Annotated in this window: 7 protein-coding genes; 3 read left to right on the top strand and 4 right to left on the bottom strand. The window is 54.0% G+C overall.

Annotated features, from left to right (window positions below; genetic code table 11):
• Nucleotides 1–41 precede the first annotated feature (41 nt).
• The 3 genes from IAD09_05350 (at nucleotide 42) to pelA (ending at nucleotide 7,551) form a co-directional block, all read left to right on the top strand.
• On the top strand, nucleotides 42–4,472 hold the full coding sequence (locus IAD09_05350; protein HIT81645.1) for a translocation/assembly module TamB domain-containing protein: 4,431 nt from the start codon (nucleotides 42–44) through the stop codon (nucleotides 4,470–4,472).
• Nucleotides 4,469–5,317 carry a glycosyl transferase gene (locus tag IAD09_05345; GenBank protein HIT81644.1) on the top strand — a complete coding sequence of 283 codons (849 nt, stop codon included), beginning with the start codon at nucleotides 4,469–4,471 and terminating at the stop codon, nucleotides 5,315–5,317. The genes IAD09_05350 and IAD09_05345 overlap by 4 nt, the downstream gene beginning before the upstream one ends.
• Before the next feature lie 110 nt (nucleotides 5,318–5,427).
• Nucleotides 5,428–7,551 carry a pectate lyase gene (gene pelA / locus IAD09_05340; protein ID HIT81643.1) on the top strand — a complete coding sequence of 708 codons (2,124 nt, stop codon included), beginning with the start codon at nucleotides 5,428–5,430 and terminating at the stop codon, nucleotides 7,549–7,551.
• Nucleotides 7,552–7,642: 91 nt separating this feature from the next.
• Here pelA and IAD09_05335 read toward each other — a convergent pair whose 3' ends face one another.
• The 4 genes from IAD09_05335 to IAD09_05320 form a co-directional block, all read right to left on the bottom strand.
• A complete protein-coding gene (locus IAD09_05335; protein HIT81642.1) occupies nucleotides 7,643–10,993 on the bottom strand; it encodes an Ig-like domain-containing protein in 3,351 nt (1,116 codons plus the stop codon).
• A gap of 36 nt (nucleotides 10,994–11,029) precedes the next feature.
• Nucleotides 11,030–12,928: a Por secretion system protein gene (locus tag IAD09_05330; protein HIT81641.1), complete on the bottom strand. Its 1,899-nt coding sequence runs from the start codon at nucleotides 12,926–12,928 to the stop codon at nucleotides 11,030–11,032.
• Nucleotides 12,929–13,160: 232 nt separating this feature from the next.
• The gene (gene floA, locus IAD09_05325) at nucleotides 13,161–14,138 is read right to left on the bottom strand and encodes a flotillin-like protein FloA (protein ID HIT81640.1); all 978 of its coding nucleotides are present in this window, start codon (nucleotides 14,136–14,138) and stop codon (nucleotides 13,161–13,163) included.
• Nucleotides 14,139–14,191: 53 nt separating this feature from the next.
• The gene (locus IAD09_05320; protein HIT81639.1) at nucleotides 14,192–15,631 is read right to left on the bottom strand and encodes a tetratricopeptide repeat protein; all 1,440 of its coding nucleotides are present in this window, start codon (nucleotides 15,629–15,631) and stop codon (nucleotides 14,192–14,194) included.
• Nucleotides 15,632–15,667: the final 36 nt, after the last annotated feature.

The following is a 15,667-nucleotide window of genomic DNA, read 5'->3' as shown; positions in this document are numbered from 1 at the left end:
AATATCTATTTAGGCTCATCAAAATATTTATTGTCAGCCTATTGACAATATTTATCGTCTCGGTAACAGCCGCCTACCTGTTGCTGAACATACCCTCGGTGCAGCAAAAAATAACCCGCTGGGGCGAAGACGAGCTATCGAGCCTGCTCGGCACCCGACTCACCATTGGTGCCAGCCATGTATTCCCGTTCAACAAAATCGAGCTTTCCGACCTCTGCCTGTACGACAACCAAGGCGACACGCTGCTCCATGCCCAACGGCTTATCGCAGGCGTGGCGTTGCAGGAATTGTTGCAAAGGCGGCTTGTCTTCACGACCGTACAACTCTATGATTTTGAGGTTTCGCTGCAACGCGAGACGCCCGACGCCCCCCTCAACCTGCAATTTATTCTCGACCGATTCAAAAAAGAGGGGACGTCGGCCATCGACCTTCATTCTCAAATCAACACCATTCTCGCCCGCCGTGGAACGTTGCGCTACGACGTGCACTCCGAAGCACCCCGCGGCGCCGGGCTTTTCGACCCCAACCATGTCGCTGTAAGCGACTTCCTGGCAACGGTCTCCCTCAAATCGTTGGAAAGAGACTCTATCAACATAAACATTCGGAAAATCAGTTTCGAGGAGAAATCGGGTTTCTCCCTGCGCAAATTCGGAGCCAAACTCATCGGCAACAGGGAGAATGTCGTGCTGAGTAATTTCAGAATCACACTACCCCATACCGACATACTGATGGAAAAGACATCGACCGACCTGTTGTCGTATGACAGGCCACGCGACTTTTTCCATAACAGCAACATCGACATACAGATACAAGATTCATACATCACGCTTTCGGACCTGGGTGCCTTCGTACCCCGGCTGAAAAACGTCTCTACGGCCATGGCCATAGAGACCCATTTGCGCGGTACGCCCGACAACCTTACCGGGAATTTGCGCATCAACTACGGGAAAGGCGACCTGACCCTCTCGGCCGAGGCATCGGCAAGCCATCTCGCCCGACCCGGGAAGACTATTTTCTCGGGGAAAATAGAAGAGTTGCAGGCAAGCCCCACCGTATTGCCCCGCCTGTTGCAAGAGATTCTGCCCGAACGCCCGGCTCTCGCCCAGCGCTTCACACCGATGGGGCATTGGCAATTTGAGGGAGAAATAGACAAGAGTCCTGATGGACTGAACGCCAATGGAACTCTCTCTTGTGAACTGGGAGAGATACAAGGACATGTCGGCATGGACATCTTGGCCGAAGGACGCATCGACGTGTTTACCCTCGACGGGGAATTGAGAACACCCGATTTCGAAATAGGCCGTTTTTTTGCCATCGAGCCGCTTTTGGGAAATGTCGGCCTCGACATCAAACTCAACCTCAACCAGCAAACCCGCGGCGGCAGCTTGTGGGGTCGTATCGAAGGCAATATCGACCACGTCGATTTCAAAGGATATACCTACCACAACATTGTCCTCAGCGGCAATTACAACGACACCAACTACGACGGCATCGTATCAATCAACGACCCTAACGGCAAATTGCACCTCATCGGCATGCTCGACCTCTTCGACGCCCGCCCCGTGATAAGAGTCTTTGCCGAGGGACAAGACATAAAACTGGGCGAATTGAATCTGGCCCCGCAATATGCACAATCGACCACCAGTTTCAACGTCACCAGCAACTTCTACGGAGACCACATCGACAATATCGAAGGCGAAATCGTCATCGACACGCTGAGTTTCGAAAACGAGGGTGAAACATTTTCGACAGGAGAATTCACCGTTACGGCCGAGAACAACGACAGCATCAAGCGGCTGCACATCACCTCCGACCTCATCAACGGCGGCATCGAAGGCAACTATTCTTTCAAACAACTCAAAGAACAGTTTATGGGACTACTCTCCCGTTACTTGCCCGACTTACCCACCGGAAAGGCCGACAAAAAAGGGAAACCGTCCGACGGAAACAACAACTTCCGCTATGGATTCGTGGTCGAGAACAGCGTTGAACTCTCCTCGACCTTGAAATTGCCGGTCACCTTGCAAGAGCCCATGCAAATATCGGGATTTTTCGACGGGGAGAGCCAAAAGCTGGGACTACGCGTCGATGCCCCCGATCTCATGTTCAACACCAAACACCTCTACAACAACGAAGTACACATCGACAGCAAAGACTCCCTCATGAGTCTTGCCCTGCGCACACAGACCTACAACAAAAAGGGGCAGTTTACCGGTATCTCCTTCGATACCGACATAAAAGGCAACAACATCTTGTCCCGCATCAATTGGAGCAACAACGGCGACACCACATTCTGCGGTGAGATAAGTACCTGCGCCCGTCTCCTCGACAGCGACAACACCGTCGGACTCCACATCGACGTGCTGCCCACACAAGTCATCATCGGAGACTCGATATGGCAAATTCTCCCGGCCACCATCGACATTGCCGAAGGCAAAGGACGCATCGGACGCATCGAAGTACGCCACAAAGAACAATACCTGCATATCGACGGCACGGTATCGAAAGAGCCTTCGGACATGCTCAACCTCTCCCTCAACGACCTCAGCCTCGACTACATCTTCGAAGCCCTCAATCTGAAAAACGTCGTATTCGGCGGGCAAGCCACCGGCGACATTGTCGTTGCCGACCTGCTCAACGGCACGCCCCGTCTCAGCACCAAAGAGTTCTCGGTCAAGGATTTCTCCTACAACCACGCAGAATTTGGCGACCTGCACCTGTTCAGCCGCTGGGACAATGAGAACCGAGGCATTCTCCTCAAAGGAACCGTCTCACAAGATGGATACCCCGACACTCGGGTCGACGGCTATATCTTCCCCACCCGCGACTCCCTGAACCTGCACTTCGATGCCCGGCACATCTCCTTGGCATTTCTCAATCCGTTCACCGAAAAGATTCTCAAAGACGTGGACGGCCATGCTACCGGTAAAATCAATTTCTACGGGCGCTTCAAAGCCCTGAACGTCAAAGGCTCGGCCTATGTCGACCGATTCGGATTCGGCATCGACTACCTCAACACCCGTTTCTACATCTCCGACTCGATACGCCTTACCCCCGACGCCATCATCATCGACAACATGACACTGGCGGGAGAAGACAACCACCTGGGACGGGTAAACGGCATCATGCGGCACAAAAACTTCAAAAACATCGAATACGTCCTCAATGCATCGGACATAAACGACATGCTGGTCTACAACACGACCGAAAAAGACAACGATGTCTACTACGGAAAAGTCTACGGCAGCGGCTCGGTAAGCATCGAAGGGAACACGCAATATACAGGTATCGACATCAACATGATGACCAACGAACGGTCAAAATTCACGTTTGTACTCTCCGACAACGCCGAAGCCGAAGAGTACCAATTCATCACCTTCGTCGACCGCTCCCGGAACCCCAACAAAAACACGCTCCAAGAAGAGAGGCCCCGACCGATCGTATTGCCCGAGACATCGTCACACCTACTTTCGCTCAACCTGCAAATCGACGTCAATCCGCAAATGTCGATGAACCTGCTCATGGACCCCGCAACCGGCGACATGATACACGCCACAGGCAGCGGCAACATACGGCTCGAATACAACACCTTCTCCGACATGAAATTGTATGGCACCTACACCGTCGACAAGGGAAATTACAATTTCAGCCTGCAAGACCTCATCACCAAGGACTTTATCATAAAAACCGGCAGCAGCATCTCTTTCTCGGGCGCCCCGCAAAATGCCGGGCTCAACATCGAAGCCTACTATGCCCTCACGGCCAACCTCGAAGACCTTGACGAAAGTTTTGCCACCGAACCCGACCTCAACCGCACGACCATACCCGTGCGGGCCATGCTCTACCTCACCGGCAATCTGCAACAACCCGAATTCCGGTTCGACCTCGACTTCCCCACCGTCACGCAAGACATCGACCGCCGGATACGCAGTATTATCAGTTCCGACGACATGGTCAACCGGCAAATCATCTACCTGCTCGCCCTCAACAAATTTTACACGCCCGACTACATGAACGTGGGACAGACCAACAACAACGAACTGGTATCGGTGGCCTCGTCGGCACTTTCGAGCCAGCTCAACAACCTGTTGGGACAAATCAACGAAAACATCAACATCGGCACCAACCTGCGCAGCGAGAAAGGCGACTTCTCCGACGTGGAAGTGGAAGTGGCCCTGTCGAGCCAGCTGCTCAACAACCGGCTCATCATCAACGGCAACATCGGTTACCGCGACAATGACGTCAACAACAACACCTTCATCGGCGACTTCGACCTCGAATACCTCTTGAACAAAAGCGGCAACATTCGGCTCAAAGCCTACAACCATTACAACGACAAGAACTACTATGTGAAATCGGCACTCACCACGCAGGGCGTCGGTATCATGTACCGCAAGGAGTTCAACAAGTGGAGCGAATGGTTCTCGTGGTTGCGCCGCCGCAAAAACAATACAGAAAAAAAGACGCCATGACCGTCGAGAAGAAAATCACACTCGTCCCGCTGGGAGGATTGGCCAACCGCATGCGTGCCATTGCGGCGGGATATGCTCTGGCTCGGGCCACGGAAATGGGTCTCGATGTCATCTGGTTGAGAAACAAAGACCTGAATGCTCCTTTCCACGCATTGTTTCGCCCCTTGGGCCACGCCATCAACCTCACCGAATGCAGTCGCTTCGATGCCCTCGTAAAATATAACGTACCGCTGAAAAGGAACTTTTATCTCCCCTCGATATACCAGCGGCGGCATTTTGCCCCTCGGCTCGACGATACCTGCTTGCCCGCCCTGCTCGACCGGCCCGAAGAGACGGTGTCGCTCGTATCCAGCGGGAAATCACTCATCGCCAGCGGATTATCCTTCTTCCCAACCGACAATCATTTATTCAGGGAGCTATTCGTGCCTACCGATGAAATCGCCGCCGAAATCGAACGCCGCTGCTCGACATTCCCCGCCAACACCATCGGGTTGCACATTCGCCGCACCGACAACACCGTCGCCATCGCCGAAAGCCCGGCCACCCTCTTCCTGCAACAAATGGAGCAAGAGGTACAAAACGATGCCGACACGCACTTTTACCTGGCAACCGACAGTGAGACCATCAAGGAACAACTCCATGCCCACTTCGGCACACGCATACTTACCTCGCCAAGTCGAGCCGACCGGCGCTCGGTCGAAGGCATGAAGGAGGCAGTCGTCGAATTATACACACTGGCACGCACCCGTCGCTTTTACGGGACTTATTACAGCTCTTTTTCCGACCTGGCCGCCATTCTCACCGACCACCCTCATACCATTCTGCGCAAAGAGCCGCAATCGTGACACACGACCTCACCTCCCCCCGTCCTCAAAAAACGACATAAAAAAATGCCTCCGATTAAACTTTGGGGCATGACAGGCATCTAATTGCTGAAATAAAAATCGCTTTTACCATGAAACCCCACTCAAACATTCAAAAGATTTGTCTGGCTGTAAATCTGCTGTGTGCCCTACTGGTATTTGCCCCGGCCACCGCACAACCTCCCGGGAGAAAAATCTCCCTGCGGGAGAAAGACCCGGCATTTTTCAAGACCGAAGAAGCCCGCCGCATCGGCGACCAGATAATCGCCTACCAACGATGCACAGGAGGGTGGCCCAAAAACATCGACATGACCCGCGACATGAGCCAAGAAGAACTCGCAGCGGTCATCAAGGAGAAAAGCCGTCGCAACGACTCCACCATCGACAACAACGCCACGACCTCGCAAATGACCTATCTGGCCCGCCTCTACCGGGAAACAAAAGAGACCCGTTATCGCGACGCTTTCAGGGCGGGAGTCGAATATCTGCTCAGCGGACAGTATGAAAACGGCGGCTGGCCGCAATTCTGGCCCGAAAAACGGGGGTATCAATACCACATCACATTCAACGACGACGCCATGGTCAACACCCTGGAATTGCTGCGCAGCATCATGACCGAGCAACAACCCTATGACAAGGGGCTGACCGACAAATCGCTGCGCAAACGCATCAAGCAGGCTTTCGACAAAGGCATAGAGTGTATTCTTGCCACGCAAATCACGGTCGACGGCAAACCGACCGTCTGGTGCCAACAATACGACAACGTGACCTTGAAACCCGCCTCGGCCCGCGCCTACGAATTACCATCGTACTGTGCCCAGGAAAGCGCCCACATCGTGGCCCTGCTCATGTCGCTGCCTCACCCCGACGCCCGAATAAAGGCAGCCGTTCACGGCGCCATGAGATGGTTCGACAGCTATAAACTCACGGGGCTCCGTTATGAGCGTTGGGGAAGAAACGCAGAAGGCCGCACGCCCCAACTGGTCAAGGACCCGCAAGCCGCTCCGATATGGGCCCGGTACTATGACCTGATATATAGCGAGCCTTATGTATGCGACCGCGACGGCATACCCCGCCGCCGACTCGAAGAAATAGGGTATGAACGCCGCATGGGATACAGCTGGTACAACGGTCGTCCGGCCGAACTGTATGAGCTCTACGACCGTTGGGCCGACAAGAACGACCCCCAAAACAAAGTTCCCGTGAGCCTCGACACACCGGGCGCCAACGAAACCGGCCTCATCGACATGTACCGCTGGCCGACCATCGACAGAAGCCGGTTCGACATCATTGTCAATCCGGGCGAAAGCATACAAGCCGCACTGGAAAAAGCCCCGGCCGACGAGTCGATTCCTTTCAAGGTGCTGATTCGGAAAGGGACCTATAACCAGAAAGTCATCATCGACCGCCCCAACATCGTATTGGTGGGCGAACAACGCGACAGCACCGTCATCGTCTACGCCGAGACCGCCCAGACCCGCACCATCAAGGAGTATAACGGCAAACCCGTGGGCAACGGCGTCATCGTGTTGCAGGAAGGCGCCGATGACTGCGTCATCAGCGGGCTGACCGTGTATAACAACTATGGCACGACCGTCGAAAAGACGACAACCCACCAAATGGCCATCTTCGGACGCGCCACCCGCACCATCATCATCAACTGCAACGTATGGGCCGACGGCAACGACGCCCTCGCCCTTTGGGCCCGGGGCGGTGACGGCATGTACTATCACGCCGACCTTTACCTGCGGTGTCCCGGTGTCGATTTTCTCTGTCCGCGCGGCTGGTGCTACGCCACACGTTGCCGCTTTTATGGCGACGGCAGAGCCATCATCTGGCACGACGGCAGAGGCGACAAAAACAAGAAACTGGTCATCACCAACTCCTACTTCGACGCCCAGTCGCCCACCGTTCTCGGCCGCTACCACCACGACTCGCAATTCTTCCTCATACATTGCCGCATGTCGGACAAGATTCTCGACAACAACATCGGTTATGCCTACACCGACAAAGTGCTCGACCCCTGCCCTTGGGGACAACGCACCTACTACTATGGCTGTTATCGTGAAGGGGGAAACAGCGGCTGGCTGAACGACAACCTGCAAGATGCCGAAGGGGCTCCCGCTTTCCACGGCATCACAGCGCCTTGGGCCTTCGACGGGAAATGGAACCCCGAACAGCGCATACGCGATTTGTGGAATATTCTCGCCTATTAAAGGTTCCCAAACCGGTGCTCCGGAGAGGAAACAAAAAGCTCCCACCCTCGACAGGGTGGGAGCTTTTTTCAATGTCAGATCGTGAGGCTGTTCAATAGACGAAAGCCCGAGTAAGACCGTTTACACGCACATAATAGACACCGCGCAAGGGAAGCTGCACGGTAAGGTCGGACGCCGTGGCCACCCGCGACAGGAGAATCATTCCGCCGGGGGTGAAAACCTCGACCTGCGCCCCCGGGAGGATACCCCGGAAAGTCACGCCCCCCTCGACACTCAACATCGAGAAAGCATCATCGGCAACGGCCGGTGCGCAAAAAGAACTTTTCGAGAGCGGCTCGGAGAGTTGTCCCAGACTGCCATACTCGTTGACGGCCTGCACGCGATAGACGTCGGTATCGGAGAGTTGTTCAGGCGCATAAGAAGGTTCCGTGGTAAAGCCCACTACCCGGTCGTTGCAGTGCACGACATAGCACATGGCATAGTCGACAGCCGTCCAGGAGAGCTTGTCGTCGGCCGTGAAGGAGAGCCCCTCGGGAACATCGACAGCCTCCATCAGTTCCCGAGGATTCCAGTAGTCACTGCCGTTCAACACATTGGCATAGGTATATGTCGCGGCCTCCTCATCGGTAAGCGCATTTTTGGCCTTTCCATAAATTTTCTGCCCGCTGTCGTCGACATAATAATATGTGTCGCGACGATTGCTCAGGTCGAGCAGATTACCCTCGGCATCGGTCGTCTTGTAATCGGCAAATATGGCCGGAATCGTTCCCATGCTTTCGTACCAGCCGGTGGCCGGAATGGTAACTTCGGAGCAGGTATACAAGAATACCGTCTTGCATGCGTCGTGCCAGGGACGCCCCAACCAGACATCGGTTGCCGTCGTGGGACGGGTGGGTGCCGTAATCCGATTGCGGTAGAACACATACCCCCACTTTGTCGCAGGCGAATGCGAAGGCGCCACGATATACCCGCCGGAAGTGCGCACGATATTCAGCGTACACTCGTCGAAATAAACGTCACCTCCACCATAAATAAAATCCACGGCGCCTTCGATAAAGCAATCTTTCAGATAGTGACGGTCATCGACAGCCTTGGTCGAGGTAAGATAGGTATCTTGATAACTGCGCAACTTACAGTTGTAGAAACAGATACGGTCATTATTAGAGAACATGGCCAGAGCCTGCGGGCCGTTATTCTGCACGACACCGTATTCGTTCTCAAACGATATGTTCTCGGCGTAAAAGTCGGAGGCCTGGCATACTACCGACGCCCCCACACTGACGTGCACGGCATTGTCGCCCCCACACAGCACATCGTCGGTGATGGTCACCTTTTCCTTGTCCTGCCCGATAAGATAGATATACGGTTTGTTTTCAGGTATCTCGATGTGTCCTTTATAATAACCTTCTTTAATAAAGATGAGCCAGGGCGAAGTGCGTCCCGCCGGTGCCGCAGCGATGGCTTCGGCCGGCGTGGCATAATCGCCGCTACCGTCTTGTGCCACCACGGCATCGAAAAGACGGGCTTCGGGTTGGCGACGGTTCATGGTCGTGAAAGAGAAAGAGGTGCCAGCAAAAGCATTTCCCGAACGGTCGACAATGGCTCCGGCAGGGATATTCACCGTGTAGAGGGTGTTATAGTCGAGATTGTGGTACCGGCAAATAACCGTCGCGCCACTAAACGTGACATCGTCGAGCACTTGGCCATTGAGGGTGCAGTTGCCCGTGCCTTCTTTCACGATTTCATCGAAATTGAGCACGATAGAGCCGTCGGCCGTAATATCGACAGCGTCGGCAGCGGGAATCGACGATTGGAGTTGCGGTGCAACGGAATCGTCTTCGAGGAGTTGGTCGGCCAGGACATAGATGCCCGACATGGCCGTTCCGTCGCTTGTCGTTTCGGTACCCACCAGCGGCGAATCATAATCGGGAATCCACCGCACATAGATCTTTTCCTGGTTCTCGGCTTCGGCAGGCAAGGCACTGTCGTCGTCATACCAGACTTTGGGATTGACGATATTTATCTCGCCAAAATCCTTATAGGTCTCACCGTCGAGCGAATACTGCAATTTTTGCACCGAATAGCCGTTGAACGAAAGCAACATGGACGACTGTATATGGATATTGTAATATCCTTTCGTCGAGAACGAAGCCTCATAATAGTAGCGGTCGGCCAGAGGTTTCCAATTCACGATGGCGTAGCGGTTCTCGTAGGTAGGATTGCTGCTCAAAGCGCTGCGGTCGAGCCAGGTTCCGGTGGTTCCGTCGGCTTTGCGCAAGACAAGCATGCCGGCATTCTGCGAGTCGTTGTAAATGTCGCCTGCACGGTTTCCCGAACCGGCCTTATAAAAATCCCAGCCACAAATAAACGGCACATGGCTATACACGGCCGTAAGGCTCGCGTCTTCGGTCAATTTCATGGTCCGGGTCGAGGAGGTCGCGCCATTTTCCCAATTGGTAAAGGTATAAATCACGCCCGACGTGGCATTTAATTGCAACGCTGTTCCCTCTTCATACATGCGCTTGCCATCGACCATCGTCCCTTCGTCGGAGAGCGAGACCATATAATCGGGAGCCCCGTCGATGGTCAGGTCCAGAGTATAGATGTTTACCGTTTCGAAGTTGGCCGTGAATGCGGCATCGGCCGTCAACGTGTGGGTAAATGCCGGCGTTTCGGCCACCACGTCGCCCGCAGCATTGGTCCAGTTGAGGAACCTGTAACCGAAATTCGCAACGGCTTCGAGGGCTATCTGGGTATTTTCGTTGAAGGAATCACCCACGGGCGCCTGCCTGATAATTCCGGCATCGGGCAGATTGGTTTGCACCGAGATACCATATACCGGCACACTTTCGGGGGTACCCTCGAATGTCCCGGCGACCTTGATATTGGCCAACCCCACCTGCTTGTTGGCCGCCAAACCGTATAGATAAATTTCGACCGTCATCTCCTCGGTGGTGTTGGTAATGGAAGAGACATCGAAGGAATAGGTCGACGTGTCGTCATTGCGATTGGGATTCGCCCCCTTTACCAAATTGATGCGCTGGTCGCCACATACCAAATAAATATCGAGTTTGCCGCCGCTCGTGCCATATCGGCAACCATCGAGCGAAACCCGGGTCGGGGTAAAGGTCACACCCACTTGCGGTTTGAACGTGAACGTTATCTTATCATTCTCGGTGGGCGATGAGCTTTGTGTCACCGGCTGGAATTGGGTAAACTTGATGCCGTTGGTTTCCCGCATGGCAAAATAGGGGACATTACTGCCGGTAGCATTCATGTCATAGGCAAAGAGCGACTTGTCGCTACGCGTAGCCGTGTGGACAGCCACGCCTTCATCGAGTGGCCAGTGGATATACCATTCGCCGGAAGCCGCCGATGCCGCAAGGGGCATCGTCATGACAGCCAGCAGAAGTAGCTGCCACCCAAAAGCACATTTTTTCATGGAGTAAAAATTTAAGCGTGTATTTGTTGTATGGAGTTATCGAATGAGTTTGGTCACGAGGTTTGTCCCGTCGGAATAAATCTCTTTCTTGAAATAGATGCCATGCTCAGGGACGACAGGCAAAAGGGTTCCGCAAATGTCATAATAGAGCGTCCGCGCCAAAGTCGCACCCGGGACAGTCGTCTCGGATATGGCCGAAGCCGAAGAGGCGACACCGTGCAGAGTGACGTGACTCAGGCATATCGTCTTGCCGGTAGCCTGTGAACTGTACCAGGGATAAACCCGGAGGAGCAACGTCTCGCCGGCCTGCAACTCCACGACGGGCTGGTATTGTATGGCATACATCGTGTTGGCCGTCATGGCCGAGGTGAGCTCGGCTATCGAAGTGGCATCGGCGAAGTCGGGTTGTGTCGAGTATGAGATGCGGCAGCGCATGCCGCTACCGCCGGCACCGCACACATAGAGACCGATCGAGTCGATATGCAGGACCGTGCCCTCGGAAGCCGTAATACCGAACTGTATGTACCGGGTCGACACCTCATCTATCTCACCGGCCGGCCATACCTCGCCGACAATAAGGTTGCGCTGGGTAAGCTGGCCGTTTACAAACTCGCACCAGTCGGGCCAAACCGTGTTGGCATTGGGCGAAGCATATCGCTGCACCGTCATCTCGCTCCAACTCTGCGGCACGGCTATTGCCGGCCCGGTGAGGATATAGGAGTCGTCCTTGTCGAGCGGCCACCGCAAAACGACCTCTTCTCCCCCGGAGAGTTCGATTCCCGTGCATGACAGGGGTATGTCTTTGGTATGATTGCCATTGGTGAACGACAACATTCCCGACACTTCACCGGCGCCTGAAACCGTTGTGCGGACATAGATGCGGGTATAATCGAGGTTGCCCTCCGAATAGCTCAGCGACAACGACGATTGGTAATTGTCCCTGTCGGCCGACACCTCGAAACCCTCCGAGGCCGTAACCGTGACCGTCCCGTCGGCCGGAGTCAAATCGAAACCCGAAACGGAGACTTCGCGCACCAGCTGTTGACCGGTATAGGCTTTCCCGAAATCCACCGAGGTCGGATTGACCAGCAAATCGGCATTTTGCAGGATATGGTCGGCCAGGATACCTTGTGCCGCCATCTCCTGCGCCACGATGCGGGCCATGAGGGTGGCTCCCAAGGCTATGGGGTGGGTCCCGTCGTTTTCCCTGAAAAGCAATTCGGTACAAGCGGCTTCCCCGTAACTGGCAAACAACTCGGCCGACTTGGTGGTAAGGTCGATATAGGGCACGTCCATCTCTTCGGCCACCTCTTTCATGGCATAGGGATAGTCCATCGAATGGTCGCTCTCGGGAATCTTATTCCCGGTCGATATGGTACCATCGTCGTTCAATATGGAAAAGGAATCGCCGAGGTCGTGACGGCCGTTGCGGCGTATGGTGTTGCCCGAGAAATATTTGCGGCACATCGACGATACCAGTATGGGCGTGGCACCCAAAGCCCGGGTCTCGTTTACATAACGTCGCAGATACTCCTTATACGAACCTTGTGGCGTCGTTCCCCGGTAATCGACCGTTAAATCGCCGGTCTTGGCGCGCACCGAGTCGCCGTCCATACCATTATTTTTCTCATCGTTGTGGGCAAACTGTATGATGACATAATCGCCCTCGACAATCTGTTTTTTTACCGAAGCCCAATAAGCGCTTTCTTCATAAAAACTTTTGCTGCTCGATCCGCTTTTACCCCGGTTGTTGACCGTTATGGTCCCGTCGAAAAACTGTTGGAACATCTGTGCCCAACCTCTTTGGTCGGTAGTCGACTCGTCGTAGTTGGCCATCGTCGAATCGCCGATGGTGTGCACGGTCTTCGCCGATAAAGGACCCGCCAACAAGGAGATGGCGCAAAAGGCCGAGACAATCATGTGTGTGCGTTTCATGGTGTATTTGTTTTTTAAAATGGAATTACCCAAAGTTACAACTCCTGTCGATTTGTTGTAACCGACGAAAAACAGAAAAAACAGAAATTCCACCGAATAAAGACGATTTTCAACCTCTCCCCGCTCAAAAAAATCACCCCCGAACAAAATATCCACCAGCATGGGAACAAGCACAAAAAAAAGAAGCAGGCGACCCAAAGGCCGCCTGCTTTATCGGATAGGAAACAGCAACTTACTTGGCCGGACCGCCGGACGACGGTTTGGCTATGGCATCACGCATCGAGGTGTCGGCCTCGATATTCTTCATGCGATAATAGTCCATTATGCCCAAGTTCCCGGAGCGGAAGGCTTCGGCCATGGCACGCGGCACTTCGGCTTCGGCTTCGATGACCTTGGCGCGCGCCTCCTGTGCTTTGGCTTTCATCTCCTGTTCGAGGGCGATGGCCATGGCTCGGCGCTCTTCGGCCTTGGCCTGGGCAATGTTCTTGTCGGCCTGCGCCTGGTCGATTTGCAAACCGGCACCGATGTTCTTGCCTATGTCGATATCGGCAATATCGATGGAGAGAATCTCAAAGGCGGTTCCCGAATCGAGACCTTTTTTGAGAACGAGTTTCGATATGGAATCGGGATTTTCAAGCACCGACTTGTGCGACTCGGACGAACCGATAGACGAAACTATGCCCTCACCTACACGAGCCAGCACGGTATCTTCTCCGGCACCGCCCACCAGTTGTCGGATATTGGCCCGCACCGTCACACGGGCCTTGGCGATGAGTTGTATGCCATCTTTGGCCACGGCCACAACGGGAGGGGTATCGATGACCTTGGGATTGACCGACATCTGCACGGCCTCGAACACATCACGCCCCGCCAAGTCGATGGCCGTCGCCATCTGGAAACCGAGGTCGATGTTGGCTTTGGCGGCCGACACCAAAGCATGCACGACACGCTCTACACGGCCTCCGGCCAAATAGTGAGCCTCCAACTCGTCACGGGTAATCGATTTGAGACCGGCCTTGTGAGCCTCGATCATGGCGCGCACAATGATTTGGGGCGGCACCTTGCGAATGCGCATGAGAAAGAGTTGGACCAAGGATATGTGCACCCCCGAAACGAGTGCCGAAATCCACAACAAGAAGGGCACAAAGTAGAAAAACACGGCCAAAGCCACGATACAAAGTGCCACGATGAGCAATACAAATAAATCCATATTTCGCGATATTAGAATGATAAGGTTCCGTATGCATTATCCCGGTTCAGTCGTCACTTCTGATCCCAAACCGACAACTCGGCCTCCCGGCTTTGCTTTTCATACTCTTCGGGTTGAGGATACAGGGTAAGCAACAGTTTTTCGAGCTCCTGTATGCGGGCTGCGGTCTCGGGGAGGTTCTTCCCGTCGACATAGTCTTTGCGCAGGCGATGGAGTTCGGTCTCGTTGGCGGCAATGACCCGACGCAACTCCCGCGCCTTGATGTAGAGGTCACGAGCCGGTTTGCTGCGGAACTGCGACAGGGAGGTGTAGACGACCTCGTCGGTGACAACAAAGGCAATGGCATTTTTCACGGGTGCTTTCTTCTCGGGTGGCTGTATCCGGGCGATTCTCTCCCGCACAGAAGCATAATCGGCCCCCTCCTTCCACGTCGCTCTTATCGAGGAGAGACGGGCCAACACGCGAAGGTGCGAAGCCTCTTCCTCGGGAGCATAAAACTCGGGCGATGTCTCATAGAGGAAAAGATAGATGCAGACCGAGTCTTCGGGCTGATACCGGTTGCTGGCAAACCAACCGACACGAGTCACTTCATCGATAGCCATCATATAGTCGTCATAGGGCGAATTGAAAGGCATGGACAACTGTTCGGGTATGGTGAACTCTCCGGTATTGATATTGTAACGGGACATGAAAATATCGTATCCTCCCAGTGTGCGGTCTTCCTCGTTCGAAGCATAAAAGAAGGTGACTCCATCGCTCAACAAGAAAGGATAGCTATCGTCATACAAGGTGTTGAGGTCATCAATCGACTCTTCTTCGCCATAGCTTCCATCGCCCAGGCGAATGCGGGAAACGATTTCATATCCGGCCTCCTCGTCGGGAACCGCATAGAGAATCTTGTCTTGGCGCTGGGTTTGGAAAACCGGACTTGCTTCGGCATTCTCATCTTCGAGCAACGCTTCGTAATCATGCAAAGAGCCTACCTCGGACGAAAGTTTGTAGTGGGAAAAGAAACCGTCCCTGCTCACCACCATGCTGTCGAAGACCTGCACACACTGCACCTTGGCAAGCATCTGGGCGCCCAACTCGGCCTGCGTGGCCAACAACTCATAATCGGTGCCGTCGGCATCATCGTCCTTGCGGTCATTGAGGTAACCGATATAACGGGTGAAATAATTTACGGCCTCTACAAAGCGGTATTGTTCAAAACAGAGACCGGCCAAATATCGATACGACTCGGGAATTTTCCCGTTGGCGGCAATTTTGAGATATTTCTCGGCTTCGGCCTTGCGTCCCGTCTCATACAGGCACACACCGTACCACTGGTTGAGAGAAGGGTTCTTGGGCTTCTTTTTGAGGTTTTTCTCAAAGACCGGCAAGGCTTCGGCATAGAGGCCGGCCCGATACATGTTGCGGGCGTCTTCGAGGGTCTGTGCACCGACACAGAGCGAGAAGAAGAGCAACGGGAAAGCGATAAGGAGGATTCTTTTCATAGCAGACAGGAGCTACATTCAGGAACAAAGTTAATC

The organism is Candidatus Caccoplasma merdavium (assembly GCA_018715595.1).
Taxonomy (GTDB): domain Bacteria; phylum Bacteroidota; class Bacteroidia; order Bacteroidales; family UBA11471; genus Caccoplasma; species Caccoplasma merdavium.
Note: the sequence above shows the minus strand (reverse complement) of the source record. Positions and strands in the feature narration are given on the sequence as shown.

Excerpts from the sequence above, each read along its gene's own strand:
- IAD09_05345 (HIT81644.1), top strand. The coding sequence starts at position 4,469 with ATGACCGTCGAGAAGAAAATCACACTCGTCCCGCTGGGAGGATTGGCC.
- pelA (HIT81643.1), top strand. The coding sequence starts at position 5,428 with ATGAAACCCCACTCAAACATTCAAAAGATTTGTCTGGCTGTAAATCTG.
- IAD09_05335 (HIT81642.1), bottom strand. The coding sequence starts at position 10,993 with ATGAAAAAATGTGCTTTTGGGTGGCAGCTACTTCTGCTGGCTGTCATG.
- IAD09_05330 (HIT81641.1), bottom strand. The coding sequence starts at position 12,928 with ATGAAACGCACACACATGATTGTCTCGGCCTTTTGCGCCATCTCCTTG.
- floA (HIT81640.1), bottom strand. The coding sequence starts at position 14,138 with ATGGATTTATTTGTATTGCTCATCGTGGCACTTTGTATCGTGGCTTTG.
- IAD09_05320 (HIT81639.1), bottom strand. The coding sequence starts at position 15,631 with ATGAAAAGAATCCTCCTTATCGCTTTCCCGTTGCTCTTCTTCTCGCTC.